Raw genomic sequence first — 25,954 nt, 5'->3', positions numbered from 1 at the left:
TGAGTTAAGTGATTTATGGCATTTTGCCACTTCGTCTGATGCTTGTGGCTCTCTGGCATATCGTCGAGTACGAATTTTCGTTTAGTGGCAAAATGCCATGATGACTGATCGCGACTTGTTGATGGCATTTTGCCACTAAACTTTTCAGCCTCTTTACCCATGGTCTGATTGGCCTTTACCCATGGTCTCTCCTCTCTTCAGGCTGTGAGACTGTTTTGACCGAAGTGATTCCGAACGACCCTGTGGTCGATGCCGTGAAAGTGCCGTCTTCCAGGGATTTGTTTGGGCACCCCAGAGGGCTTTGGGTCCTGGTGCTGACTGAAGGCTGCGTAGCATTCTCGCTTTACGGCATGCAGGCCATTCTGGTGCTCTATCTGGCGGACTACCTGCTTCAGTCCGGGCATGTAGATCATGTGCTGGGTATGAGTGCGTTGAAGTCGTTCCTTGGCGCGCTTTACGCACCAGTCGGGACACAGGCTACGGCAGGTGCGATTACTGGCCTTTTTCTGGCGCTGATTTACGCAACCCCTCTTCTCGGCGGTATCGTCGCTGACCGGTTTCTCGGTCGAACCCGCACGATTTTCCTCGGTGCGATCCTTATGACAATCGGGCATGTTCTCATGTCTTTTGACTGGAGTTTTGTCATCGCCATCACCACGCTCCTATTGGGGCTTGGAGCGGCTGGTGGTCTACGCGCTCAGGTCGGCGCTCTTTACGCATTGGACGATCCAAGGCGCTCAGAGGCCTATCAGATCTATTCGTTGGGTGTTCAGGCTGCGGTCATCGCAGCTCCTGCCCTATGCGCTTATCTTGCCATCAAGGCCTGGCACTGGGGCTTTCTGGCTGCCAGTCTAGGGATGCTGACGGGGCTTTTCGTCTATATGTTGGGCAGGCGCTGGCTGCCGGAGGACGGCAATTCCAAAGCAATCGTCCCTCGCCCATCTTTGACCTCTACGGAAAAGAAAACAACAGTTCTGCTTTTGGCGCTTTTGCCCGTTCTGGCTCTGAGCGCCCTGCCAAATTCCGAAATTTTCGATGGCTATTTGTTATGGGGTCGTGAGCATTACCAACTGACACTTCTGGGGCACCCGTTCCCGGTCAGCAGTCTTGTGTCACTGGATGGTCTGGTCAGTACTGTTTGTACGATTTCTGTTCTTGGTTTCTGGAAGCTCTATAATCGCCGCCGCCCAGACCCAGCGGAAATTACAAAGGTTGCCATCGGGGCCTTTATCGCGTCGTGTGGCCCGCTCGTTCTGGCCCTTGCATCGTGGCTTTATCCTGCGCCGCATCAGGTCAGTCTGCTATGGGGCATTGCCTTTCATACGATCAACGATATCGGCTTCAGCATGAGCTACGCGATCGGTATGGCGTTATATTCCCGTGCTGCTCCTGCGAGCCTTAATACTATCCTTGTCGCCTGCTTCACCCTGCATCTCTTTCTGGCAAACCTGATGATCGGGAAGCTTTCAACCCTGATCGGCCATGTCGCAGATGTTCCGTTCTGGCTTATTCACAGCGGGGCGTGCCTGCTGGCAGCCTGTATTCTATTGGGATGCTCTTTCCTTTGGCGGGATCTGCTGGCGCCTGAGAAAAGAGCTTCGTAATTGAAAGTAGCATAAGGCCGGAATGAGGCTCAGGAAGACGCAATTCCCTTGAGCCCCTGAGCGGGAGCCAGCCTCACGCCCTCTGCCGTTTTCACGACGTATGGGTCCAGAAGGCCGTCTGCACGCTTATTGCTTCGAGCGATGATAAGACGCTGGACAATCGGGTAGTCGGTGATCAGTTTTTCGAATACCGGCTTGGGGATTGCCAGAAGATGGCTGAACTGAAGCGACCGGACTGTGCCCTGTAGCCTCTCGCCGCGAATGACAGAGGCAGCGCCGATCAGATCTCCGCTGCCAAAGAGGATTTCACGCTCCGGAAGATGAACTTCGGCCAAGCCCGCAACCTGTGCATAGACAACCCGGGCTTTCTGCCCACGCTTGAAAAGCACTTCGCCTGGTGAAACGAAACGCATCGCGACCTTCCGGGACAATGTGTGCAGAACACTGTCAGGCACGCCATTGAAAGCTGGGAAAGCTCGCAGCCGCTGTTCAATGCCGCTCTTGAGATTAAAGCGCAGCGGAGCTTCAAGACGCGCGCTCCGGCGTTCAATATCCCGGTGTAGTTCCCGATGTAGCTCCTCGGAAATGAGATTGTCAGCCTGAAGCGCATCATATTCTTCGTCTTCCAGGCGGAGCGCGATCTGACGGAGAATACGGCTTTCGAGAGCTTCCGAGTAACCGGAATAATGCAGGCGGAGTGTTTCCAGAGCATCGTCCAGAAGCTTGCGCTGACGGCCCAGAACCTCGGACACGATTTCCGTAATGCGCGGGCCGAGGGTTGGCTCCATGCGCTGCCTCACAAAGCGCTGCAACGACAGTGACACGAGATGCGCGATGATCAGCATCTCGAAGCGTTCCATCATCGCGTACATCAGAGGTTCGTCGAAATGGAAGCGGCTGTGCAGTTCCTGAGCAACCCGGAACCTCACCGGCGGCTGTAGTCTGCGCTTCAGGGCGCGGACATAGCCATAACGCCCTTCGAGACGAGCGCCATCGGCCATGGCTTCAGCCGTCCGCAGGAGCGTTTCCATGACACGACGTGACAGGCCCTGAATGCGAAACAGGTCCAGCAGAAGGGAGCGTTCCTGATTGGCAATCGTGATGAGCGCGATATTGACGCGAGCGCGGTCGCTCAGGGCAGATTCAAAATTATTGGCCGCCCTCTCCTTTTCAGCGCGCTTCTCGATCCGGCTGATGACACCGATGCGCGTCTGCTCGCTAAAGCCCAGTTCATCAGACATCACGCGTGTCCGTTCTGCGACTTCACCAAGGCCGATCCCAAGGATCTGCTGGCGGATCGCCTGATCGATCGGTGACAGTTGATCAAGCTTCAGGAACAGGACGAGTGAACGCAGGGTCGTCCCGTTAACCAGTAGGGTAATCAGCACGAAGCCTGTCGCGATGATGCCGATGAAATGCGCTACGGGGCTTGAGACGCTCTGGTTTTCGGTCACGGCCAGCGCGAGCGCCAGAGTAATGGCGCCGCGCAGGCCGCCCCAGACCATGGTAGCCTTGAAAGGCGTTGGGACAGGTGGCGAAAGCTTCGTGAACGCCAGGATCGGCAGCATACCGAACACAACGGCACCGCGCGCGACCAAGCCTGCCACGCTCGCGATCAGGATGAGCACACAGTCCCACTTGGTCATGCCAATCAGGAGGCGCGGAACCAGCATGGAGGCAAGAAGAAACACGAGAGAGCCTGCCCAGAAAACGAGCTGCTGCCAAAGCTCGTTCAGGAAGCGCCAGACTTGCGGACGGAAGGTGGACGGCCCGTAAGCTGAGACTGTCAGGCCGGCTGCTGCCGTGGCGACAACGCCGGAGAAGCCGAGCATTTCGTCACAGAGAATATAGACCGTGTATGGCAGAGCGAGCGTCAGGGTGATTTCTGCTGCCGGTGCGCCCCCGAGGCCCGCGATGAGCAGCAGCGTCAAGCGGCCAAGGCAGACACCGACAACAATGGCACCACCAAAAGCCGACGCAAAATCAACGACCGCCTCACCGAGATGGATGTGCCGGTGGGAGGTGACGGAGGCCAGCAGAATAGCGAAAATCGCAATCGCGGCAGCATCGTTCAGGAGCGCCTCACCTTCGACAAGGCGCGTCAAACGTGACGCAGCGCCGATCTCCCTGAAGATGCCTGCTACGGCTGACGGATCAGTCGTGGCGACAATGGATCCGAGGAGAAGGCAGACCACCAGGCTCTGATTGGCGAAGGGGTAAAGCGCCAGACCAATGGTGGCTGTGGAAACCACAACCGCTACAACCGCCAGCAGAAGCACTGTCGCTGTCTCATGGGCCAGACGACGAACATCAATGCCCATGGCACCCTGGAACACCAGAATGGGCAGGAAGATCAGCAGGAAGGCTTCACTATTGATCGGGAAATAGATCAGGGCTTCGGCGGCGCCATCCAGCAGGTCCGTTGCGGAGGAACGAACAACAAGAGACGCAGCGCCACCCAGAACGATGCCAGCAAGGGCCAGCAGAACCGTTTCGGAAATCTCAAGCCGTTTGGCCAGAGGCTGAATGATGCTGACGAGCGTGAGCAGGAACGCAATCGCGAGAAGAACGGCTGCAAGGCCTGTCACCATCATTGTATTCCGTACTCCCTTGGTTCGAAAACCATCCTAGAGACGGTTGCCGCCCCACGATAGCTCTGTCTTGCAAATTATGTGTCAGCGGCGGCAAGCCACTGTCTGACCTGGCTTTCCGGGTCTTCGGCGCGAATGAAATCGCTTACGGCGGCAACGCTGTCTGCCCCTGCCTTCAGGCAGGACGGCAGCCTATCGAGTGTGATGCCGCCAATGGCCACCAGAGGAACATCGCCGCTGAGCTCATGCCACTCGGTCAGGCGCTCAACACCTTGCGGACCAAACGCCATCTTCTTCAGTTTCGTTTCCCAGATCGGACCGAGTGCAACGTAATCGGGCTTGCAGGCCAAAGCACGCTGCAGCTCTTCATGGCTATGGGTCGAGATGCCGAGGCGAATGCCCGTCTGGCGGATGGCCTCAAGGTCTGCGGTCTCAAGATCTTCCTGCCCCAGATGCAGCCACTCATAGCCCAGTTCGATTGCCAGCTCCCAATAATCGTTCAGCACGAGGGCGACATTATGGCGGGCGGCCAGTTCCTGGGCAGTTTCAGCCTGCGCCCGGATTTCTTCCGACGGCATGTCCTTGAGGCGCAGCTGAATGAAACGTGCCCCTGCTCCGCCGAGGCGTTCGACCCAACGAGGATGATCAACGACAGGATAGATTTTCGAAGGCAGACGGGACATTTACAGCATTTCTCCACCGAGGCTGCGGGCCAGACCGAGGGTTGGGGTCGAGGGCACCGCCATATCGCGTTCTTCCATAGGGTCTGCAGCAAATCCGGCAAGCCCGGCTTCGCACGCCAGGCGAAACGCGGTGGCCATCTGGGCCGGGTTTCCTGCTTTGGCGACCGCCGTGTTGATCAGAACGGCATCGTATCCGAGTTCAAAGGCTGCCGTGGCATGAGAGGGCTTTCCGATGCCGGCATCCACGACCATTGGAATGTCCGGGAAATGGCTGCGCAATGCGCGGAGGCCGAAAAGATTGTTCAGTCCCCTGCCCGAACCAATTGGTGCGCCCCATGGCATCAGCACCTCAGCACCCGCACGGAGCAACCGTTCAGCCACAACCAGATCTTCCGTTGTGTATGGGAAGACTTTGAAGCCATCTTCCGTCAGGATCCGTGTGGCCTCGACCAGCCCAAAGACATCGGGCTGAAGCAGGTCTCCCTGGCCGATCACTTCCAGCTTGATCCAGTCCGTTCCGAAAACATCCCGGGCCATCTGTGCTGTGGTGACAGCTTCCCGAACCCCATGACAACCTGCCGTGTTAGGGAGAATGGGGACGTTCAGGCTCTGGATCAGAGACCAGAACGCCTGTCCTGCCTGAGCGCCCGCGGCTTCGCGACGCAAAGACACGGTTACAACACCAGCCTGAGCGGCCTTTACCGCGTCTGCGAGGATGGTGGGACTGTCATATTGGGCTGTGCCCAGCATCAGCCTTGAAGAGAGTTCGGTGCCGTAGAACTGCATGTCAGCCTCCCTGCATGGGGGCAAGAATTTCGAGGACGGCGCCCTCTTCCACCGTTTGTGCACTCCGCTGGTTGGCTGGAATGAAAAAACCGTTCAGGGCCGTCGCCACGCGCGCCTTGCCGTAACCCAGTTCATCAAGGACCGCGCCAAGTGTTCGCGCGTGAACTTCATGGAGTTCGTCATTCACGGTGATCTGCATGATGTCTCTCCCATCCAGGGGTATAAGAGGAAGAAAGGGTCTCAGGCCCGATCTGTTCCGAAAATGATGTCACAGACTTCTTGTGCACGCGCTGGCGATAGCAGGAAACCGTGACGATACATGCCATTGAGGGAGATGCTCTTCCCGTTCTGCCTCACCCTCGGAACATTGTCAGGATAGGCTGGTCTGAGGCCAGCATTAGCCTCCAGAAGCTCGGCTTCCGCGAAAGCAGGATGCAGCGTATAGGCCGCATTGAGCAGTTCGGTCACGGCACGCACCGTAATGCCGCGCGTATCATCACTCTCGACCATAGTGGCACCGACCATGAAAACGCTGTCTGCCCTCGGGACAATATAGACCGGAATGCGCGGATGCAGCATGCGAACAGGTCGGTGAAGGCTGATTTCTGGGCAGCGCAGTAAAACCATCTCCCCACGCATGCCTCGAAGGTCATTTTGCATGGTCCGGGCTGCTACGCCCGTACAATCAACAACCCAGTCGAATTCATTATCGTTAATCGCCTGAACCGTCAGGACTTGGCCGCCTTGTTGCTTGAGACGGTGAGCAAGAGCCAGCAGAGCCTTGCGAGGATCAACATGACCTTCTTCCGCAAAGAACAACGCCTTATCGAAACGGCCTGCAAGATCTGGCTCCAGCGCGTCAATCTGGGGAGCGTTGAGGATTTCGAAGTGACTGGTACGGCGTCCAAAGCGGTTTAACTCTGGTGTATCGCGAGGTGGCGCGACGACAAGACTGCCCGCCTGCACAACGTCTGGAACGTGGGATTTCCACCAATCGAGCGACGTTAAACTGTCCTGAGTGACCTCGTCTGGTGCTGATTCTGCTTCACACCAGGGCGCCAGCATGCCGCCTGCAAACCACGAGGCACCAGCACCAACGCGGCCGCCGATGTCATGAACTGTGACGTGCGCGCCGTGTTCCGCCAAAGCCACAGCAGTGACCATTCCGGCTACGCCAGCCCCTCGAACCAGAATGCGAGGTCCAGTCATCCACGTCCTCCTCGTAAAAGCGGGACGTGTTTAACATGGCTTGACTGTTTGGTCAGGAGGCGCGCACGGGGAGATGATCGGCTGGGTACAGAAAGATCGTATAGCGCCCTTCCGTCAGGCGTTTGGCCGGAGTGCCAAATGTGCGCAGGGCCTCGGCTTCCCCGAAGGTTTCTTCCGGGTGTGGGATCAGGACGAAAAAGGCTTTTCCATCAAAGCTATGCCAATCCATTTTCTTGCGAATGTGCACGAACGGCGCAACCGTGCCGTCTCCCTGCTTCATCCCGGGGTAAATGTGTATTTTTCCGAGAGAGGCCACTTCCAGATTGCCGGAACTCCACCAGGAACCCACACCATCCGGAGGGAGATCGCGCTCAAGTCGGCTGAGAAGCTGGTTATCATCGGAACTTAGAAGGCCAGTCGAATGCGCTGGGAGGTTCCGGTAATCCGTAATGAGGGTGACGACCAGGATCATGGCTGCCAGACTCACGGCTACGCCTTTTTTCGGCCAGACAAGTGCTGTGAGGCAAGCCAGATCAATCCAAAGCGGGAAAAGATAACGCGCGACAGCAATGGGACTGCCATCCAGAGCGATGCGGTTGCTAAGAGCGAGCGCCACGAAATTCAGGGCGGCGGACAGAAGCAGCATCATGGGGAATGCGGCAATCTGGCCCCTGCTCTGCCATCCTGATCTGGCAATCTTGAAAGCCGCAGTAAGAGCGAGGGCGACGAGAAGAAGCCGGAGGCATTCCGGTATTGTGGATGCTACGGCCTGCCCAAAGGGTTCTGCTCCGTAGAGAAGAAGAATGGAGCGAACGGATGTCCCGAAGTTGCTGCCCAGTTGTTCCCATGGTGCAAAGCGGGTTTCCAACGGCTCCGTGACAAAGCCGCCGGTCACGGCATTGATGTGCAGAATGGCTTTGGCCAGCACGGTTGCTGCCAAGGATGCGAGGACCAAAAGCCCACGTTGGCGAAGAGCAAAGTGTGGAGCCAGAAAAGCGTAGGCGATGATCGCCCCCGCTCCTGTCACTGCGAGTAACGGGTCTCCAATCACCCCGAGGCACAGTAGCACTGCGACGGCCGCCAGTGACCGGTAGGAGTTCGATGAGAGAAACCGGTCAGCCCAGTGAAGTGCCCAAAGACCGTAAATCAGAGCGCCCATATGGATGGCAGACAGCGTGATGAAATACGCCATCGGAGAGCGCATCAGGGGAAAGGCAAGCACTGGCAAAAGCAGGGTCGCTGCGCCGAGGCGTTCTTCAATGCCGCGCAAGCGCAGAAAAACCACCGAGAAAGCTGACGCGACAACGCCGACCCATAGGATTGCGGGTTGCACCATCAGAAGAAATGGGCTGCCTGCCGGTCTGCCTAACAGGTGCCATAGTCCACTCAGGACGGCGCTGAGAGGGATATCGGACGTCCAGAAATCCGGCGGGGTCAGAACCCAGTCATGCAGGCGCCAGTTTCCATGCAGTACATCCAGTCCGGCAAGGAAATAGGACGCCTGATCCGATGTCTTGGGCCACAGCGAACAGACGTAAACCGCTAGAACGAGATAAAGCGTTAGCCCTATGACCGAGGCAATAAAATAGCCGTTTCTAAAAGAAAAACTTCCAAGAAATATTTTTGATATCATTGGGTTGAGAAGGCTTTCTCATTTTTTATATAAAGGTGAGATACGAGTATTTCGACTGGATGAGCAGGCCGTCGTCCGGCAAGACGCTTTGTCTGGCAACGACAGGAGAAGCCCGTTGCCAGAATATTGCCTTCCGCTTTGCTGGCCCAGTTCTGGGCAAAAATGCTGGCGGACAGATCGGCGTGTTCCTTCTCATGGCCGAACAGGCCAGCCATCCCGCAGCAACCAGCTTTGCCCGCATCTGCCTGAACGCCCAAATGTCGCAGAATGGCCGTCCAGTCCTCAGCACTTCCCGGACGAACAGCCTGCTCTGTGCAATGTGAGATGATGGTTAATGCCGCAGTGTCAGGTTTTATCGCATTTGAAGGTATGATGCCCTTGGTGATCTGGCGTTTCAGAAAAGCTTCCAGTGAAAGCACGGTTGGGATGGCTTCCGACCCTGCGACATCCCGATATTCCTGTTCGAACATCAATCCTGTGGCGGCATCCAAAGAAATGACGGGTACGCCGTGACGAGCGATATTCTGGAGTTGCTTCAGGGTCTTGCGAGCAGTGGCTGAGAACCCTTTACGAAATCCTCGTACATGCCTGGCCTTGCCATTATCCCACACGGGCGTGACGCGCGGGTCCATCCCAAGAGATTTGAGAAGCGTGTATGCGCTTTCGATGACACCGCCATCAAAGCTTCCCGTAAAAGAGTCTTGGATCAAAACAACCGACCGGTCATTCTTTCCTGCTTGTTCAAGCCATTCTGTGCTGACCTGCGTGATTTTGGGCAGTCTCGCGGGGCTGATCTTCGGAAGATCGACAAGCCCCAGCTTCTTGAGAAATACAGTCGAGATCGGGTTCTGCATCAGAATATTGGCGAGCGTCGGCATCTGTCGGCCTACCTTCAGGAGAGGCTCGAGCCAATACACGAGATAGTCCCTCACCGGGCGGCGATGCTTGAGGAAATAGAGGTCCAGAAACTTCGACCGCATGGATGGAATGTCCACCCGGATCGGACATTGCGTCGCACAGGCTTTACAGGACAGGCATGTGTCCAGACTGGCTTTGAGCTCGGCTGTTAGCTCGGGAAGCGCACTTTTGTCAGCGGCAGTATCTGGGAGCGAATTCAGTCGCGCCCAGCTTCGCAGCAAGGTCGCTCGGCCCTTAGGTGACTGAAGCCTGTCCTTGGTAGCCTTGTAGGACGGACACATGGCCATGTCAGGTTCGCGATTATAGCAAGCCCCATTTCCATTGCAGCTCACAGAGAGGCTAAAGTCATCTCGCAGATCTGAGGAAATCTGCTCGTCAAACTGACCTTTGAACGGGATGCCATCTATCCGGTCTACTGGATATTTGACGCCAACCGGCGCAAGCTTCCCACGATTAAAAATATCTTTGGGATCAAAGACTTCTTTAATGCGGCAGAGCTCTGCGAAGAGTGTCTCCCCAAAGAAAAGAGGCGAAAATTCTCCACGGTAACCACGCCCATGCTCCCCCCACAACAACCCACCATGGCGTTTGGTCAGGTTGGCCACGGCGTCAGAGATCGGGCGGATCAGGGCTCGATCATGTTCGGACAGCATATCCAGAAAAGGACGGACATGCAGACAGCCAACATCGGCATGCCCAAACATGCCGTAAGACAATCCGTATCCGTCGAGAATGGCCCGGAACTCAGACACATAATCAGCTAGGGCTTCGGGTGGAACGGCTGTGTCTTCGACAAAAGCCACGCCCTGTTTGCGGCCATCCGGACGGCCGAGAAGCCCCACGGATTTTTCACGCAAGGTCCAAAGCTGATTAATGATTGCCTGATCAGAAACAGGTTTATAATCAATGACTTCGTAAGGAGAGCTTTCAAGGAGAGTGACGGCTTCCTGCATTTGTTGATGGAGATGGTCTTCGTCATCTCCAACGAACTCAACAAAACTCATCCCCCGCACCGGTTGCTCTGAACGGGCACCAAGAACGCTTTCCAGGGATTGCCAGACAATATCCTGTGACGCTTTCTCCAGCACACGGTCATCCAGCACTTCCACTGCTGAAGGATTGGCTGGAAGAATGGTCTGGACGTCTCGGAGGGTGCTGTCGAAACTGGCGTAGCGCACGACGAGAAGCTGACGATATTTCGGAAGCTTCCGAACACGCAGCACAACACGCTTCGTTAGGGCCAGCGTTCCCTCTGAACCCGCCAGCAGGCGAGCCAGACTGAACTGGCCGTTCTCAAGAAGAACGTTTTCGAGGTTATACCCGGTCAGTCCCCGGTTCATGTCTGGAAAGACCCGACGGATCTCGCCCGCCTGCTCCGTCACTACACGGTACACTTCGCGATAGACCCGTGCGGAGAGATCGCTACCAGTCTTCTTGTGCTCAAGAGCGTCGCTGGTCAGTTTTTCAACATGGAGATTACTGCCATCCGATAGCACCACATCCATGGTTTCAATGTAGTCAGATGTGCGGCCGTAAATGCGAGAGCCCTTGCCGGAAGCATCGGTCGCAATCATTCCGCCGATCGTGGCGCGGGTCGCAGTTGAAACTGTAGGCGGGAAAAAATAACCGTGGGGCTTGAGAAAGGCATTCAGTCTGGCCAGAACAACGCCAGGTTCGACGGTTACGTGCCCAGTGTCAGGGTTAAAATCCAGAATGCGATCCAGATATCGGGCCACATCAACGACGATCCCCGCAGTAAGAGATTGACCGTTGGTTCCTGTGCCGCCTCCACGCATGGCGAGTGTGAGAGAGCCGTCTTCTGCAGCACGCACGGCACGGTTCAGGTCTTCGGTTTTTCGGGGATAGATGACGGCCAATGGAAGGCGCTGGTAAATGCTGTTGTCTGTCGCCCCGACTAATCTGGCAGAGACCTGAGGCGTGACATCCCCCTCAAAGCCTTCGGCTGCCAGTCTGGCGAGGAAAACATCGCGGATGTGCAATTCAGATGCGGCAAGATAGAGGCCGGACCGTCCGGCCACACCTGTCAGATCTGCATCGCCACCCATGTTCGTTTCTCCCCGGTCGTATAGCGTGTTGGAAGACTATCCTCGACGAAATGAAGCATCTTGGAAAGTCCTCCTCACGGAAAGAAAATGTCCTTATTCCACCGTGACAGATTTCGCCAGATTGCGAGGCTGGTCGACGTCCGTACCCTTCAGAAGAGCGACTTCATACGCCAGAATCTGGACTGGGATAGCATAGAGGATGGGGGCAACGAACGCATCGACGTCCGGCAGGATGACAACATGCTCCGCAACACCTTCCAGACGCTTGGCGCCGGCGGCATCTGTAAAGGCCAGAATACGGCCACCGCGAGCCTTAGCTTCCTGAAGATTGGAAAGGGTCTTGTCGAATAGGATGGTTGATGGAGCGATCGCGACGACCGGAACGGTTCTATCGATCAGGCTGATCGGACCATGCTTCAGTTCACCAGCCGCATAAGCTTCGGCATGGATATAACTGATTTCTTTGAGTTTTAGAGCGCCTTCGAACGCGATCGGTGTGCAGATACCGCGACCGAGGTAAAGAACATCCCGAGCTTCCGCGACAATACGCGCCATTTCCTGAATGGCCTCAACGCGTGTGAACACTTCTGCGGCCCGGGATGGCAAATCAAGCAGGCTTGCTGTCAGGGTTTCTTCCCGTGCCTTGTCGATCGTTCCACGAGCCCGTGCAAAATCAATAGAAAAAGCTGCAAGAACAGAGAGTTGTGCCGTAAAAGCCTTGGTCGAGGCTACAGAAATTTCTGGACCGGCAACCATGCCCAGGACGAGATCGCTTTCGCGGCCCATCGTCGAATGCTCGACATTTAGAACCGACACAATGCTCTGTCCTGCCTTCTTGAGGCTGCGCAGGACGCCAAGCGTATCTGCCGTTTCTCCAGACTGGGAAATCAGCAGTGCCACGCCCTTGTCTGGTTGCGGTGCATCGCGATAGCGCATTTCAGACGCCACATCAATTTCCACCGGAACGCGAGCGAGTGATTCAAGCCAGTAGCGCCCGACCATGCCCGCATAGAAAGCAGACCCACAGGCTGTAATCGTGACGCGGGGCACCTGTGCGGGATCGAAAGGCATTTCCGGCAGGGCAATTGTCTTGGACGCTGGATCCGTAATGCGCTGAAGCGTCTGGCCAATGGCGACCGGATGCTCGTGCAGTTCTTTCTCCATGTAATGGCGATAGCCATCCTTGCCGACCTGCCCTGCCATGAACGCAATGTTCTGGATTGGACGGCTGACTTCCTGACCGTCCCCGTTGAAGATGATGACATTGCCGGGCGTCAGTTCGCACCAGTCTCCATCATCCAGATAGGTGATGCGGCTTGCCAGAGGTGCCAGGGCGAGGCTGTCGGAGCCAAGGAACATCTCGCCGTCGCCGTAACCTACAGCGAGAGGCGCACCGTGGCGTGCGCCGATGAGCAGACCATCATGACCCTGAAAAATGATGGCAATGGCATAAGCGCCTTCAAGACGCTTAATGGCCGCGAAAGCGGCATCACGCGGTGCTTTGCCCTGATCAAGATAGAAATCGACGAGATGGGCAACTGTTTCTGAATCCGTGTCGGACAGGAAAATCCGGCCTTCACTCTCAAGCTCGGCCTTCAATGTCGCGAAGTTTTCGATGATGCCGTTATGTACGATGGCAACCCGGCCTGCCGCATGGGGATGGGCATTGGCTTCTGTCGGTGCGCCATGCGTGGCCCAACGCGTATGGCCGATGCCTGTGGTGCCTGTTAGCGGATCAGCCTTTAGAACAGCCTCAAGATTATCAAGTTTGCCAGCAGCGCGTCGGCGATCAATCGTGCCGTCGGCTGTAAGCGTGGCGATGCCTGCGGAGTCATATCCGCGGTATTCAAGCCTGCGGAGAGCCTCGAAGACGATCGGGGTGGCTGGACGATGGCCTACAACGCCACAAATTCCACACATCAGCCCTGCTCCTTTTTGGCTTTAAGGGTCTGTTTGATTTCAAGTCCGCGGTTTGGCTTGATTGTCTGGCGAGCGCGCCCGAAAGCGAGTGCTCCGGCCGGTACGTCTTCCGTGATGGTGCTTCCCGCAGCGATCAACGCGTCATCGCCAATTGTGACGGGGGCCACCAGAATGGCATCAGAGCCGATAAAATTGCGGGCGCCGATCGTCGTCCGGTGCTTGAAGTATCCATCGTAATTGCAGGTGACGGTCCCTGCTCCGACATTGGTTTGTGCACCGACGGAGGCGTCACCCAGATAGGTCAGGTGATTGGCTTTTGCGCCAGGGCCTAGATCAACATTCTTCAGCTCAACGAAATTACCGACATGGGTATCGGCAGCGCAGATTGTTCCGGGTCTTAATCTTGCATAAGGGCCGATCATGGCGCCCTCGCCCACGGTGCAGCCTTCAAGATGAGAGAATGCACGGATCAGGGCACCGCTGCGAACCGTGACGCCTGGGCCAAAAAAGACATTTGGTTCAACGACGACATCCGGCTCCAGGCAGGTGTCGGTGCTGAAGAATGTGGTTTCTGGAGAGACAAGTGTGACGCCGCCTTCCATCGCAGAAATGCGCAGGCGCTGCTGAAGCGTGGCTTCTGCCTGGGCAAGCTCTACACGTGAATTGACGCCAGCCAATTCAGTCTCGGGCGCTTCCACGCACTGGACGCGGCCTTCCGAAGCGGCCATTGCGACAACATCGGTCAGATAATACTCACCCTGCGCATTGTCATTGCCAACAGCTGCCAGCCACCGCCGGAAATCTGCGGCACCTGCGCACATGACGCCTGCATTGCAGAGTGCGATTTCACGTTCCTGCTCGTTTGCGTCTTTGTATTCTACAATTCGGCTGACGCGGCCCTGCTCTTCAACAATGCGTCCATAACGACCTGGATCGGCCGGGCGCATCCCAAGGAGTGCGAGGCTCGCCCCGCCCTGACGGGCTTCCGTGAGACGACGCATTGTATCGGCTGTGATCAGCGGGTTGTCTGCGTAGAGAACCGCGATATCGCCGTCTCCGAACAGGTCTTTTGCAGTATTGGTCGCGTGTGCGGTGCCCAGACGTTCGGTCTGAACGACTGTTCGGTATGGCTGAACGGCTTTTTCCAGTTCAGGCATATCCGGTCCGACGACCACAACGACGTCGTCAAAGATTTCTCGCGCCGTATCGATGAGGTGTGTGATCATCGGGCGGTTTCCAAGGCGATGCAAAGCCTTGGGAAGACGTGATTTCATCCGCGTGCCGAGGCCCGCTGCAAGGATGATGGCTGTGGTGTGGCGTGCGGTATTGGTCATGTTCCGTTCCGGGTATCCAAACCACGCCAATCCGTCAAACGATGGTTGAGTTAGGCTCCATCACTTCCGATTGCCATTTATTGCGAAAGGACGGCTGTGGATTTTGACGGTGGAAGTGGCTGTTGCATGACAACAGTGACGTGCCCAAGCTTGGGATGATTGAATTCGATCCGCACTGGGACAAGTCCAACACCATCGATCTCTTTGAACCAGGCTGACCCGGGCTGTGGCGCGGCCATTTTCGAGCGATTTGGAGAGTCTTTTACAAAGCCTGCAATCTGTTGGCCGACAAAGTCGCAGCGAAGTGCCGGACCTGAATAGGCCTGCTTATGACTTTGAGGAATGTCAGATGTAACTGGACCATGCACCGTCATTTTTGTCAGACGCAGCCCATCAAAAATAACGCCAGATCCCTCACAGCTTTTCGTTTGGGTCAGGGTTTCAAGAAGTCGCGCCATTCCACTGAGCGTATCAATGGTATGGGGGAGATCGCTGTCCGGAATGGGATCGCGGTCTGTCTCCGCAGGCTCCAGAATGTCTACATGCGGTGTGTTGCCATTGTAGGTCAGCAGGACACGCCGATGTTGGCCCCGGGATAGCCCTCCGCTATCATAACGGATGGGTTTGACGTTCCCGCCCGGAACGAAGTCGCCCTCGACGCGGGAATGAATGTCCATCGTCACGAACCAGCTGATCAGACCGGCCGGTCTGATATGCGTCGTTCCGCCGTAGCCCCAGGGTTCGATCTGATATGAGGCGTCCGCGTCAAGCACATGAAGTCCGCGCATATAAATGGCGAACGTTGTGTTGACCTGTCCGGCCGCATGAGCTGTAGGCGCGAAGCCAGCCAGCAGCACTCCTGCTGCGGCCAGCGCGCGAAGGCCCTTAAACGTCAAGGTTGGCAACCTTGAGGGCATTACCCACGATGAAGTCTCGGCGTGGCTCAACCACATCGCCCATCAGTGTGGAGAATACCTGGCCAGCCTCTTCCACATCGCCAACCTTGACCTGCAGCAGGGTACGGGTCGAAGGATCAAGTGTGGTGTGCCAGAGCTGTTCATCATTCATTTCGCCAAGGCCCTTGAACCGGTTGATTGTCAGGCCACGACGACCCTGGGCAAAAATCCGGTCCATGACGTTGGACGGGCCAAACAGCGGATACTCCTGCGTGTCCAGACGAAGTATGGCTGGCGTCATGAAGTCACGTGCCAGACGCTCGCCTTCCGAAGCAAGCCAGCGTGCTTCAGCAGATTTCAGAATGCTCTGCTCCAGACGGTAGATCTCGTTGACGCCACGTACAGAGCGGGCACATTCAATGCCCGTGCTGGACAGTGAAACTTTCCAGCCACGTTCATTGGCAGGTGACGCTTCTTCCAGGTGGCGCTGGAATTCCGGAATACGATCGCTGATCGCTGCTGGATCAATATCAAGCACGCGGGATACAGCCGCCTGCTCCAAAATCCACACAGGGATTTTGGTTGCGATATTTTTCAGGTTCTGTGCCGCGGCAATCAGGAAGCGGACTTCTTCACGAAGCTCTTCTCCCGTGAGCTCAAGGCCGTCACCGAAGCGTAACGAGGCATTTGTCAGGGCCTTGTCGAGCAGATACTGCTCCAGCGCAGCATCATCCTTCAGATAGCGCTCTTCCTGGCCGCGCTTGGCTCGGTAGAGTGGCGGCTGGGCGATATAAAGATACCCGTGTTCAATCAACTCTGGCATCTGGCGGAAGAAGAACGTCAGAAGCAGCGTCCGAATGTGGGAACCGTCCACGTCGGCGTCTGTCATGATGACGATCTTGTGGTAGCGCAGTTTGGCAGCCGAGAAGCCACCCTGATCGACTTCACCACGGCCAATGCCCGTACCGAGGGCCGTGATAAGTGTACCGATTTCGGCAGACCCAAGCATTCTGTCGAAACGGGCGCGTTCAACGTTCAGGATCTTGCCGCGCAGCGGTAGGATGGCCTGGAAGCGACGGTCACGCCCCTGCTTGGCTGTGCCACCTGCAGAGTCACCCTCAACAATGAAGATTTCTGCTTTGGACGCATCACGCTCCTGACAGTCAGCCAGCTTGCCAGGCAGCGAAGAAACATCGAGCACACCCTTACGGCGCGTCAGTTCACGCGCACGACGGGCAGCCTCACGGGCGCTGGCTGCGTCAATGATCTTGGCGACAATCGCCTTGGCTTCCTTAGGGTGCGTCTCAAACCAATGTGAAATCGAGTCAGCTGCCGTTGCATGAACGACCGGCTGAACCTCGGATGACACCAGTTTGTCCTTCGTCTGGGACGAGAACTTCGGGTCCGGAACCTTGACGGACAGGATGGCGGTCATGCCTTCACGCATGTCCTCACCCGTCAGCGAGCCTGCTTCACGCTTGGCAACGCTTTCCGCATATTTGCCAACAACACGCGTCAATGCCTGACGGAACCCAGCCAGATGTGTGCCGCCGTCTCTCTGTGGAATGTTGTTGGTGAAGCACAGCATTGTCTCGTGATAGCTGTCGTTCCACGTCAGAGCGAACTCGACGCGGATACCGCTTTCAGTATGGTCAATGAGGCCGGTGATCGGCGGGTTAACAATGGAAGTCTTGGAAGCGTCAAGCCATTCCGCGAAAGCACTCAGGCCGCCTTCGTAGAAGAACCGAAGTTCCTTGCTTTCAGCGTGACGCTCATCGCGCAGGATAATTTCAAGCCCGGAATTCAGGAATGCCAGTTCGCGAACGCGACGTTCCAGAATGGAAAGCTCGAAATCGACCCTCGTAAAGGTCTGCTTGCTTGGCTTGAACGTCACTAATGTGCCGCGTGGCTCGTCTGACGGCCCTACAACCGTCAGGGCTTCATCGCGTTCACCGTGCTGGAAGCGGATCTTGTGCTCCAAACCATTCCGCCAGATGCGAACTTCCATCCACTCGGATAGAGCATTCACTACAGCGGCGCCCACGCCATGCAGACCGCCGGAAACCTTATAGGAATTCTGGTTGAATTTGCCGCCAGCATGCAGCTTGGTCAGCACGACTTCAGCGGCGCTGATGCCCTCTTCCGCGTGCATGTCTGTTGGGATGCCGCGGCCATCATCACGGACGGAAACGGAGCCGTCTCCGTTGAGTGTCAGGATGCAGCGGGTGGCGTGTCCGGCCTGGGCTTCGTCAACGGCATTATCGATGATTTCGAACACCATGTGGTGCAGGCCGGAGCCATCATCCGTGTCACCGATATACATGCCGGGGCGTTTGCGGACAGCGTCCAGTCCCTTCAGTACCGAGATCGAGGAGGCGCCGTAATCGTCACCGTCTGCGCCTGGAATCTCCGGCTGGTTCTGGGTCTCTGACATGCGCGAGGCGGTCTCCGTGGAACTCTGAAAAACTGTTGTATGACTATAGCGTGTCACAGGCCGTGAGGCCAGAGCGCACACATCATGCGGGCTGGATATGGCCATCCTGAACACTGAAAAAGCCCGCTTTTTCGATCAGACTGGAAAACGGATCAGGATCTGTTCCGGTCAGGAGAACCGGCGCTTTCAGCTTGCTAAGACTGGACAGAAGCGCATCCCGTCTGGGCTCATCCAGATGAAGAAGCGGTTCATCCAGCAAAATGGCAGGTGCATCGCCCCTGCTCTGTTCGATCAATGCAGCATGGCACAGAACGACCCCCAAAAGCATGGCTTTTTGCTGCCCGCTGCTTGAGAGTTCGGCAGACCGTCCTGTGGTGTGATCAAAAAGAAGGAAATCCGCCTTATGGGCACCCAAAGATGTACTGCCTTTAAGGCGATCATCCCGCCGACTGTCCCTTAACTTTGCTCGCAGCCAGTCTTCCACCTGCAAAGCCGGGCTGATCATCAGTTGCTGCGTAATGGCGCAGTCAAGATGCAGGCGGCTTTTTGGAAAATCGGAACTGTCGAAGGGGTGAGTGTTCATGCTTTCCACAAGCGCCAGCCGGGCGGCTGACGCGGCGACCGCATGACGGGCAATGGAATCTTCCAGCGACGTGAGCCAGAGCCCCTCGTCCGGTCTTTCTGACAGCAAGCGGTTACGACTGGAAACTGATCGCTCGTGAGCGGTCATTTGCCGGGCATGATCCGGAGAAAGTGCCATGACCAGGCGGTCAAGGAAGCGCCGCCTGCCGCCCGCGCCTTCAAGAAAAATCCGATCCATCTGTGGCGTTAGCCAGACGCAGGAGAAGATTTGAGCAATTTCTGCCTGAGACCGCACGGAAGAGCCATCAAGCTGAAATGAACGCCGGCCGTTCTCGGAGAGGTTTGCTCCAGTCCCAAGAATAGTCTGGTCGATCCCGTGAGAAAGCGTTGCAGCAACGCCCCAGTGATCGGCATCTGTGCGGCATAGCGCTTGAAGGGGCGCGCCTCGCAGGCCTCGTCCAGGAGCCAGAAGGGAAACGGCTTCCAGAAGATTGGTCTTTCCAGAGCCATTCTGGCCGGTCAGAACGGAGATATTTGTCTCAGGCTTCCAGACGGAGTGCCGGTAATTCCGGAAATCCGTCAGGGCAAGGCGCGTTAGTCTCAATGCGGACCGATCAGACCCGCATCGGCATCAGAACATACAATGCAGAGGGTGATGCTGTGTCACGGACCAGCGTTGGAGCTGAGCTATCTGCGAAAGCAAACTCGACTTCAACATCGATCTGATCCGTAATGTCCGTCAGGTACCGCGCCTGAAAGCCAATTTCGATCGGAGGCGCGTCATACGTGACCGTGCTGTCGTCCAACTCTTCCTGTGCCACGCCCTGATCGGGGCTGATGGCCGACAATGTCAGCATGTTGTGCGTGACAGAGAGCTTGACTGGGCGGGAGCGCTCCTGGCTGATGGCAGCAACGCGACCTACTGCAGCAGCGAAGTCCTTTTTCGTGATACGCAGAATGCGGTCATTGCCCTTGGGGATCACGCGCTCATATTCCGGGAACGTGCCGTCAATCAGCTTGGACGTCAGCAGGACAGGTCCCGCCTGAAACTGAATACGTGTATCTGAAAGGGAAACCTCCAGATCGGCCGCGCCCTCGTCCAGTAGCTTGCGAAGTTCAGCAACGGTCTTGCGCGGGATGATAACGCCCGGCATGCCACGTGCGCCTTCCGGAAGTTCGGTCTCGACGCGCGCAAGGCGATGTCCATCCGTTGCGACGGCGCGGAGCATCGGGATGGCGCCGCTTTCCGTAACGTGCAGATAGATGCCGTTCAGGTAATAACGCGTTTCTTCGTTGGAAATCGCGAATTTCGTCCGGTCGATCAGGCCACGTAGCGTTCCTGCAGGAATGCGGAAGCGGTGTGGGAGATCGCCAGCAACCATGGCCGGGAAGTCATCAACTGGAAGAACGTTGAGGCTCGTCGCGTAACGGCCCGCACGCAATGCGAGGGGCGCGTCGCTCTCCGGATGATCGAACTCGATTTCCACGCCGTCTGGCAGCTTGCGCACAATTTCGAAAAGCACGGCTGCGGGGACTGTGGTGGAACCCAGACGCTCACCTGCTGCCGGAACGTCTTCGACGACCGCAATTTCCATATCCGTGGCCGTGAGGCGAAGCACATCGCCTTCATAGGACAAGAGAACATTCGCCAGAATGGGAATGGTGTTCCGCTTTTCTGCAACGCCATGAATATGCGCCAGGGCCCGTTGCAGCAGGGTGCGGTCAACCTTGAATTTCATCGTTTTTTTCCCTGGGTCGGCAATCTTTAAGTTTTGCCGTTTCTTAGCAGACAGCCGCCTCCGGTGAAAGGCACCGAAGGCGACTTGTCGTCTTCCTTAACCTTCGAGCATCCGGCGCAGAAGTTCGACGTCTTCTGCAAAGGACGGATCCTGCTCCATCAGTTCACCAACGCGATTGACCGCATGCATGACGGTTGTGTGATCACGATTGCCAAACTTGCGTCCGATCTCGGGAAGAGAGCGGCTTGTCAGCTGCTTTGCGAGGAACATTGCCACCTGCCGTGGGCGAGCAACAGCACGTGCACGGCGGGCAGAAGACATGTCCGTCAGGCGGATATTCCAGTGCTCGGCAACCTTGCGCTGGATTTCCTCGATTGTGACGCGACGGTCATGCGCTTTCAGCATGTCCTTGAGGACGTCCTGCGTCGTATCCAGTGTGACAGGGCGCCCAACCAGATCGGCGTGTGCGACAAGGCGATTCAGTGCGCCTTCAAGTTCACGAACGTTCGATGTGATCTTGTGGGCAAGATACTCAAGCACCTTTGACGGAACATGCGTGCCTGAGGCTTTCGCCTTGGCTTCCAGAATGGAAATACGCAATTCAAAGGTGGTGGCATGAATATCGGCGACCATGCCGCAGCCGAGCCGCGTTCTCAGGCGGTCTTCGAGCCCCGACAGATCGGATGGGCTTTTATCGGCGCTGACAATGATCTGACGTCCGGCATCAACAAGGGCGTTGAACGTATGGAAGAACTCTTCTTGCGTATTATCCTTGCCGATCAGGAACTGAAGATCGTCGATCATCAGGACGTCCACGGAACGAAGCTGTTCCTTGAACTCCATGGTGGACTGTGAGCGGATCGCCGCGATGAAGCGGTACATGAACTTCTCAGCTGACATATAGGCAACCGAGACATTGCCCGTCTTCGTCAGTTCAGACCCAATGGCATGCATAAGATGCGTTTTGCCGAGGCCGACGCCACCATACAGGAAGAGCGGATTAAAACCGGGGCTGGATGGCTTTTCGGCCACACGACGTGCGCAGGCATAGGCAAACTCATTTGGCTTGCCGACGATGAACGTATCGAAAGAAAAGCGTGGGTCCAGCGGAACGGCAAGATCGCTGCGAACCTCATGACTGGTCGCAACCTGCGCTGTCACTTCCTCGATGACGCTGTCACCGTCCGTCTCAGCTGATGGAAGGACCTCGGGAAGGCCACGCTTGACCTGCAGTTCAATGCCCTGCACGTCCTGCCGTTCGGTGCGCCACAGGGTCTGGAGACGCTCTTCGTATTGGCTGCGAACCCAGTCTCTCAGAAAGCGCGTCGGCAGATAAAGGATGAGTTCACCATCCTCCAGTGGGCCAAGAACGATCTGACGAAGCCAGGTGCGGTATTCGACTTCACCGACCTCGCCCTTCAGCTTCTCGCGAACCCTGTGCCAGGAAGCTTCCAGCGGGCTCGACGAGCCGGGGGCGGAGGCGCTGGCGTCCAGATACTGAGCGTTTTCCACCTATGGTACCCCCTTTCATTTCGGCCCCGGGACTTGCGGGGCGTCTGTCTTGATTCCCTGCGCGCAGGGTGAATACGTCCTCAACGGGAAGTGACCACACAAGCTGCATGGCGCTTCAGAAAAAGCTGACGCTTCCCGGAGAAAACAGAGCCTCTGGCACTGACTTGATCTGACAGGATAGGCGTCTGGTCAGACCGAAGCAAGCTGGAACACGAAAGGTTCAGAAGTGCTGCAGAGGGGTGTTGCCATATAGTCAAAAAAGAACGCGCTCCCGTGAGAGAGCGCGTTCTTCAGTTCAAACCCTGCAAAGGGTCTCAGGCCGTGGCGAGAGACTTGATGCGGGCAGAAAGACGGGACAGCTTGCGGCTGATCGTATTCTTTGCAACGACACCCTTACCGGCAGCGCGCTGCATTTCAGGCTGTGCAACCTTGTATGCTTCGGCAGCAGCCGTCTTGTCACCGGACTGGATGGCCTGTTCGACCTTCTTGATGAAGGTACGCATACGGGACATGCGGGCGACGTTGCGCTCGCGGCGACGTTCGTTTTGACGGATGCGCTTACGGGCAGAAGCTGTATTTGCCATGGATCTTTCGGTTCAGTTAGCGGTCTTGTCGCGGAAAATGATTGGCGCCCTCTACCCGTCATGAGCGGCGGCGTCAAGCGTTTTACACATTTTATACACACTGCCACCAATGGGGCGGAGGCCACTATTTCTGGCAGTTTGCACAGAAAAATGTCGAGCGCCCCGCCTGGGTGATGCGTGAAATGGTGGAGCCTGCCCCACATTGGCGGCATACCTCGCCTTCCCGCCCATAAACAAGGTGGAGATCCTGAAATCCCCCTTTCGTCCCGTCAGCCTGAACGTAGTCTCTTAAAGAGGAGCCTCCTGACGCGATGGCCTCTTCCAGAACAGTTCGAATGGCATTTGCAAGGCTGTCGGCTTCTGCCTCTGTTAGCGTTGTGGCCGCGCGTGCGGGGTGGATATGGCTCCGGAACAGCGCCTCACACACATAAATATTGCCGAGGCCCACAATCAGCTTCTGGTCCAGAAGCGCGGTTTTGATCGGCGTGCGGCGACCTTGCATGACCGTATGAACATATGTGCCAGTCATATTCGCGGATAAGGGCTCGATTCCCAGGCCGCTCAGAAGGCGATGTGCGTCTTCCTGATGTGTGGGAACCACATCCACCATGCCGAACCTGCGTGGGTCAACGAGGCCAGCGCGTGCTCCGTTTTCCGTCTGCAGGACAAGGTGCTCATGTTTTGGCGGAGTCGTATTCATGCCTGACTGCCCAAGGAGCAGTCTGCCGGACATTCCCAGATGGAGCATCAGGCTCCATCCGTTCTCAACGCGCATCAGGATATACTTGGCGCGACGATGAAAGGAGAGCACGGTCTGCCCTTCAAGCCTTTCCCGGAGATCCAAGGGAAATGGCCACCTCAGGTCAGGGCGGTTGACAGTAACGTGACGGATCCTCTGCCCCTGAAAGGCATCCTGGAACCCACGCATGACGGTTTCGACTTCTGGAAGCTCTGGCATGACTGGTCACAAAGATATATCGATTGCCCCATGACCGATAGCGCTGAACATAACGTCCCGCCCTTCCCGTCTTCCGAGCAGACCGGAGACACCACGGATTTTGGTTACCGCAATGTCCCGCGGAACCAGAAGAAGACCATGGTCAGGGAGGTGTTCGAGAGCGTCGCTGGCAAATATGACATCATGAATGATGTCATGTCGCTGGGGATCCATCGCGTCTGGAAGCGGATTTTCGTGGGCATGCTCGGTGCCCGTCCGAACATGAAGCTGCTGGATCTGGCTGGCGGTACAGGTGACATTACATTCGGCTGGCTTCGTGCAGGCGGTGGGCCGGCCATTCTCTCTGACATTAATTCTGCGATGTTGTCCGTCGGGCGTGATCGCGCAATTAAGGCTGGTCTTATTGGCCAGATTGAAGTGTGTGTCGTTGACGCCGAAGCGATTCCCCTGCCCGATTGTTCTGTTGATCGCGTGACCATTGCTTTTGGTCTGCGGAACTGCACGGACAAGGATGCAGTGCTTCGTGAAGCGCGTCGTGTTTTGAAGCCCGGTGGACGCTTCTTCTGTCTTGAATTCTCTCGTGTCGAAATTGCGGCTCTCTCGCCTGTCTATGATACGTGGTCCTTCAAGGTTCTCCCGAAGATGGGGCAGTTGATCGCCAAGGACGCTGAGAGCTACCAGTATCTTGCTGAGAGCATTCGTATGTTCCCTGACCAGGAAACGCTTGCTCAGATGATGCGGAATGCAGGTCTGGAGCGTGTTCAGTATCGCAACCTGTCTGGCGGTATCGCTGCTATTCACTCTGGTTGGCGTCTGTAATTGATGCGCCGCGTTCTGCTGATTGTTGGCGGAGGAATTGCTGCTTATCGGGCGCTGGAGCTGGTGCGCCTGCTCAAGGCAGACAATGTTTCCGTGACACCGGTTATGACGGACGCGGCAAAAGCATTCATAACGCCTCTTAGCCTTGAAGCTCTGTCTGGGGAGCGGGTGCATGATGCGCTCTTTGCTCCCACGCAGGAGAGCGAGATTGGCCATATCGCTCTGGCACGCAGCGCAGATCTTGTTGTGGTCTGTCCGGCTACAGCCAATCTCATGGCCCGTATGGCGCATGGGATGGCCGATGATCTGGCCACAACACTCCTTTTAGCCACCACGACGCCTATACTGCTGGCTCCTGCCATGAATGTGCGCATGTGGGAGCATCCCGCGACACAGGCCAATCTCGCCCTTCTGAAAGAACGTGGCGTGCGGGTCGTAGGCCCCGATGAAGGCAGTATGGCGTGTGGGGAGTTTGGTCCAGGGCGTCTGAGCCAACCTGACGTCATTCGGGACGCAATCCTGGAGGCGCTGGCGTCAGATCATTCTTTGGCCGGCAGACATGCTCTTGTTACTGCGGGGCCAACAGTTGAACCTCTGGATCCTGTCCGGTTTCTCTCCAATCACTCTTCTGGCAAGCAGGGCTATGCGATTGCCGCCGCTCTTGCTGCGCGAGGCGCAAAAGTAACACTTGTTAGTGGTCCGGTTACTCTACCCGTCCCGGCAGGTGTCGTCTGTGTAAAGGTTCAGACGGCACGTGAGATGTTAGGGGCATGTGAAGCCGCGCTTCCTGCCGAAATTGCCGTTTGCACCGCCGCGGTCAGTGACTGGCGCGCAAAGGCAGCGGCTCAAGGTAAAATCAAGAAGACCAGTGAGGGGCCGCCTGTTCTCGAACTGGTGGAAAACCCGGATATCCTTGCAACTCTCTGTCGACTGGCAAATCGGCCGAAACTGATCGTTGGCTTCGCTGCCGAGACTGATGATGTGCTGGACAATGCTGTTGCCAAGCGTCAGCGCAAGGGATGTGACTGGCTGGTGGCCAACGATGTGCGTCGCGGTGTCTTTGGAGCAGACAGAAATTTGGTCAGCCTGATCACTGAGACGGGCATCGAAACCTGGCCTGAAATGGACAAGTCTCAGGTTGCCGGGAAACTGGTACAGCGGATTTCTGACGTCTTCGTCTCTTCAATCCCCTGAAAATCCAAGATAAGAAAGGCCCCATGATGACCGATCTTATTGATGTACGGATTACACGCCTTCCTCATTCCGAGGGGCTGTCTCTGCCAGCTTACGCCACCTCTGGCGCTGCTGGTTTCGACTTTGTTGCTGCGATTGCAGAACCCATTGTTATCGCACCGGGTGGCCGTGCACTTGTTCCCACAGGGCTATGCATTGCCCTGCCCTCTGCCTACGAACTTCAGATCCGCCCTCGGTCTGGCCTAGCCCTGAAGCACGGCATTACACTCCCGAATTCTCCTGGCACGATTGATGAAGATTATCGCGGGGAAATTGGCATTATTGTCATGAATGCCGGGAGTGAGCCCTTCACGGTAGAGCGTGGCACCCGCATTGCTCAGGGGGTTTTGGCGCCGGTTTCCCGTTTGAAGTGGCAGGAAGTTTCTTCTCTCGATGAAACGGATCGCGGTGCACGCGGTTTTGGCAGCACAGGCCACTGAGACGCTTGGGACA

20 protein-coding genes are annotated in these 25,954 nt (G+C 56.6%); 4 read left to right on the top strand and 16 right to left on the bottom strand.

Annotation, left to right across the window (positions count from 1 at the left end; translation table 11 throughout):
- Nucleotides 1–224 precede the first annotated feature (224 nt).
- Nucleotides 225–1,604 carry an MFS transporter gene (locus KP707_RS07630; RefSeq protein ID WP_211502840.1) on the top strand — a complete coding sequence of 460 codons (1,380 nt, stop codon included), beginning with the start codon at nt 225–227 and terminating at the stop codon, nt 1,602–1,604.
- A 29-nt stretch (nt 1,605–1,633) separates the two neighbouring features.
- Here the strand turns inward: KP707_RS07630 and KP707_RS07625 are convergent, their stop codons facing one another.
- From KP707_RS07625 to mutM, 16 genes are all read right to left on the bottom strand, one after another.
- Complete coding sequence (locus KP707_RS07625) at nt 1,634–4,198, bottom strand: cation:proton antiporter (protein WP_099212391.1); 2,565 nt, start codon at nt 4,196–4,198, stop codon at nt 1,634–1,636.
- Between the two features lie 74 nt (nt 4,199–4,272).
- Complete coding sequence (locus KP707_RS07620; protein ID WP_211502716.1) at nt 4,273–4,878, bottom strand: thiamine phosphate synthase; 606 nt, start codon at nt 4,876–4,878, stop codon at nt 4,273–4,275.
- Entirely contained in the window at nt 4,879–5,664 is a 786-nt protein-coding gene (locus KP707_RS07615) for a thiazole synthase (protein ID WP_211502715.1), read from the bottom strand. It abuts the gene before it with no gap.
- A gap of 1 nt (nt 5,665) precedes the next feature.
- Nucleotides 5,666–5,863: a sulfur carrier protein ThiS gene (thiS, locus tag KP707_RS07610; RefSeq protein WP_211502714.1), complete on the bottom strand. Its 198-nt coding sequence runs from the start codon at nt 5,861–5,863 to the stop codon at nt 5,666–5,668.
- Between the two features lie 41 nt (nt 5,864–5,904).
- Complete coding sequence (thiO, locus tag KP707_RS07605; protein WP_211502713.1) at nt 5,905–6,873, bottom strand: glycine oxidase ThiO; 969 nt, start codon at nt 6,871–6,873, stop codon at nt 5,905–5,907.
- Between the two features lie 52 nt (nt 6,874–6,925).
- Nucleotides 6,926–8,506: a hypothetical protein gene (locus tag KP707_RS07600; protein ID WP_211502712.1), complete on the bottom strand. Its 1,581-nt coding sequence runs from the start codon at nt 8,504–8,506 to the stop codon at nt 6,926–6,928.
- The gene (locus KP707_RS07595; protein WP_211506764.1) at nt 8,503–11,490 is read right to left on the bottom strand and encodes an FAD-binding and (Fe-S)-binding domain-containing protein; all 2,988 of its coding nucleotides are present in this window, start codon (nt 11,488–11,490) and stop codon (nt 8,503–8,505) included. Before KP707_RS07595 ends, KP707_RS07600 begins: the two co-directional genes overlap by 4 nt.
- A gap of 93 nt (nt 11,491–11,583) precedes the next feature.
- Entirely contained in the window at nt 11,584–13,410 is a 1,827-nt protein-coding gene (glmS, locus tag KP707_RS07590) for a glutamine--fructose-6-phosphate transaminase (isomerizing) (RefSeq protein WP_211502710.1), read from the bottom strand.
- Nucleotides 13,410–14,744 carry a bifunctional UDP-N-acetylglucosamine diphosphorylase/glucosamine-1-phosphate N-acetyltransferase GlmU gene (glmU, locus tag KP707_RS07585; RefSeq protein ID WP_211502709.1) on the bottom strand — a complete coding sequence of 445 codons (1,335 nt, stop codon included), beginning with the start codon at nt 14,742–14,744 and terminating at the stop codon, nt 13,410–13,412. The genes glmS and glmU overlap by 1 nt, the downstream gene beginning before the upstream one ends.
- Nucleotides 14,745–14,821: 77 nt before the next feature.
- Nucleotides 14,822–15,640 carry a DUF3108 domain-containing protein gene (locus KP707_RS07580; protein WP_211498109.1) on the bottom strand — a complete coding sequence of 273 codons (819 nt, stop codon included), beginning with the start codon at nt 15,638–15,640 and terminating at the stop codon, nt 14,822–14,824.
- Nucleotides 15,630–18,074 (bottom strand): DNA topoisomerase (ATP-hydrolyzing) subunit B, encoded by a 2,445-nt coding sequence (gyrB, locus tag KP707_RS07575; RefSeq protein WP_211502708.1) that lies wholly within the window; start codon nt 18,072–18,074, stop codon nt 15,630–15,632. The genes KP707_RS07580 and gyrB overlap by 11 nt, the downstream gene beginning before the upstream one ends.
- 82 nt (nt 18,075–18,156) lie before the next feature.
- On the bottom strand, nt 18,157–19,260 hold the full coding sequence (gene recF, locus KP707_RS07570) for a DNA replication/repair protein RecF (protein ID WP_211502707.1): 1,104 nt from the start codon (nt 19,258–19,260) through the stop codon (nt 18,157–18,159).
- Nucleotides 19,261–19,270: 10 nt separating this feature from the next.
- Complete coding sequence (dnaN, locus tag KP707_RS07565) at nt 19,271–20,395, bottom strand: DNA polymerase III subunit beta (RefSeq protein WP_046901505.1); 1,125 nt, start codon at nt 20,393–20,395, stop codon at nt 19,271–19,273.
- A gap of 96 nt (nt 20,396–20,491) precedes the next feature.
- Complete coding sequence (gene dnaA, locus KP707_RS07560; RefSeq protein ID WP_211502706.1) at nt 20,492–21,907, bottom strand: chromosomal replication initiator protein DnaA; 1,416 nt, start codon at nt 21,905–21,907, stop codon at nt 20,492–20,494.
- Nucleotides 21,908–22,221: 314 nt separating this feature from the next.
- Nucleotides 22,222–22,491 carry a 30S ribosomal protein S20 gene (gene rpsT / locus KP707_RS07555; RefSeq protein WP_046901507.1) on the bottom strand — a complete coding sequence of 90 codons (270 nt, stop codon included), beginning with the start codon at nt 22,489–22,491 and terminating at the stop codon, nt 22,222–22,224.
- A gap of 124 nt (nt 22,492–22,615) precedes the next feature.
- On the bottom strand, nt 22,616–23,449 hold the full coding sequence (gene mutM / locus KP707_RS07550) for a bifunctional DNA-formamidopyrimidine glycosylase/DNA-(apurinic or apyrimidinic site) lyase (RefSeq protein WP_211502705.1): 834 nt from the start codon (nt 23,447–23,449) through the stop codon (nt 22,616–22,618).
- A 30-nt stretch (nt 23,450–23,479) separates the two neighbouring features.
- Between mutM and KP707_RS07545 the strand changes: the two genes are divergently transcribed.
- The 3 genes from KP707_RS07545 to dut are packed head-to-tail and all read left to right on the top strand — an operon-like array spanning nt 23,480 to nt 25,941.
- Nucleotides 23,480–24,268 carry a class I SAM-dependent methyltransferase gene (locus KP707_RS07545; RefSeq protein ID WP_064273224.1) on the top strand — a complete coding sequence of 263 codons (789 nt, stop codon included), beginning with the start codon at nt 23,480–23,482 and terminating at the stop codon, nt 24,266–24,268.
- Nucleotides 24,269–24,271: 3 nt separating this feature from the next.
- The gene (gene coaBC, locus KP707_RS07540) at nt 24,272–25,462 is read left to right on the top strand and encodes a bifunctional phosphopantothenoylcysteine decarboxylase/phosphopantothenate--cysteine ligase CoaBC (protein WP_211502704.1); all 1,191 of its coding nucleotides are present in this window, start codon (nt 24,272–24,274) and stop codon (nt 25,460–25,462) included.
- Nucleotides 25,463–25,485: 23 nt separating this feature from the next.
- Nucleotides 25,486–25,941 carry a dUTP diphosphatase gene (gene dut, locus KP707_RS07535; RefSeq protein ID WP_215751652.1) on the top strand — a complete coding sequence of 152 codons (456 nt, stop codon included), beginning with the start codon at nt 25,486–25,488 and terminating at the stop codon, nt 25,939–25,941.
- Nucleotides 25,942–25,954 lie beyond the last annotated feature (13 nt).

This window comes from Gluconobacter sp. P5E10 (assembly GCF_018812145.1).
Lineage (GTDB): Bacteria > Pseudomonadota > Alphaproteobacteria > Acetobacterales > Acetobacteraceae > Gluconobacter > Gluconobacter cerinus.
This window is presented reverse-complemented; position numbering and strand designations above follow the sequence as displayed.

Excerpts from the sequence above, each read along its gene's own strand:
- KP707_RS07625 (WP_099212391.1), bottom strand. The coding sequence starts at position 4,198 with ATGATGGTGACAGGCCTTGCAGCCGTTCTTCTCGCGATTGCGTTCCTG.
- KP707_RS07620 (WP_211502716.1), bottom strand. The coding sequence starts at position 4,878 with ATGTCCCGTCTGCCTTCGAAAATCTATCCTGTCGTTGATCATCCTCGT.
- gyrB (WP_211502708.1), bottom strand. The coding sequence starts at position 18,074 with ATGTCAGAGACCCAGAACCAGCCGGAGATTCCAGGCGCAGACGGTGAC.
- dut (WP_215751652.1), top strand. The coding sequence starts at position 25,486 with ATGATGACCGATCTTATTGATGTACGGATTACACGCCTTCCTCATTCC.
- mutM (WP_211502705.1), bottom strand. The coding sequence starts at position 23,449 with ATGCCAGAGCTTCCAGAAGTCGAAACCGTCATGCGTGGGTTCCAGGAT.
- thiS (WP_211502714.1), bottom strand. The coding sequence starts at position 5,863 with ATGCAGATCACCGTGAATGACGAACTCCATGAAGTTCACGCGCGAACA.
- thiO (WP_211502713.1), bottom strand. The coding sequence starts at position 6,873 with ATGACTGGACCTCGCATTCTGGTTCGAGGGGCTGGCGTAGCCGGAATG.
- KP707_RS07600 (WP_211502712.1), bottom strand. The coding sequence starts at position 8,506 with ATGATATCAAAAATATTTCTTGGAAGTTTTTCTTTTAGAAACGGCTAT.
- KP707_RS07615 (WP_211502715.1), bottom strand. The coding sequence starts at position 5,664 with ATGCAGTTCTACGGCACCGAACTCTCTTCAAGGCTGATGCTGGGCACA.
- glmU (WP_211502709.1), bottom strand. The coding sequence starts at position 14,744 with ATGACCAATACCGCACGCCACACCACAGCCATCATCCTTGCAGCGGGC.
- KP707_RS07545 (WP_064273224.1), top strand. The coding sequence starts at position 23,480 with ATGACCGATAGCGCTGAACATAACGTCCCGCCCTTCCCGTCTTCCGAG.
- rpsT (WP_046901507.1), bottom strand. The coding sequence starts at position 22,491 with ATGGCAAATACAGCTTCTGCCCGTAAGCGCATCCGTCAAAACGAACGT.
- dnaN (WP_046901505.1), bottom strand. The coding sequence starts at position 20,395 with ATGAAATTCAAGGTTGACCGCACCCTGCTGCAACGGGCCCTGGCGCAT.
- coaBC (WP_211502704.1), top strand. The coding sequence starts at position 24,272 with ATGCGCCGCGTTCTGCTGATTGTTGGCGGAGGAATTGCTGCTTATCGG.
- KP707_RS07595 (WP_211506764.1), bottom strand. The coding sequence starts at position 11,490 with ATGGGTGGCGATGCAGATCTGACAGGTGTGGCCGGACGGTCCGGCCTC.
- glmS (WP_211502710.1), bottom strand. The coding sequence starts at position 13,410 with ATGTGTGGAATTTGTGGCGTTGTAGGCCATCGTCCAGCCACCCCGATC.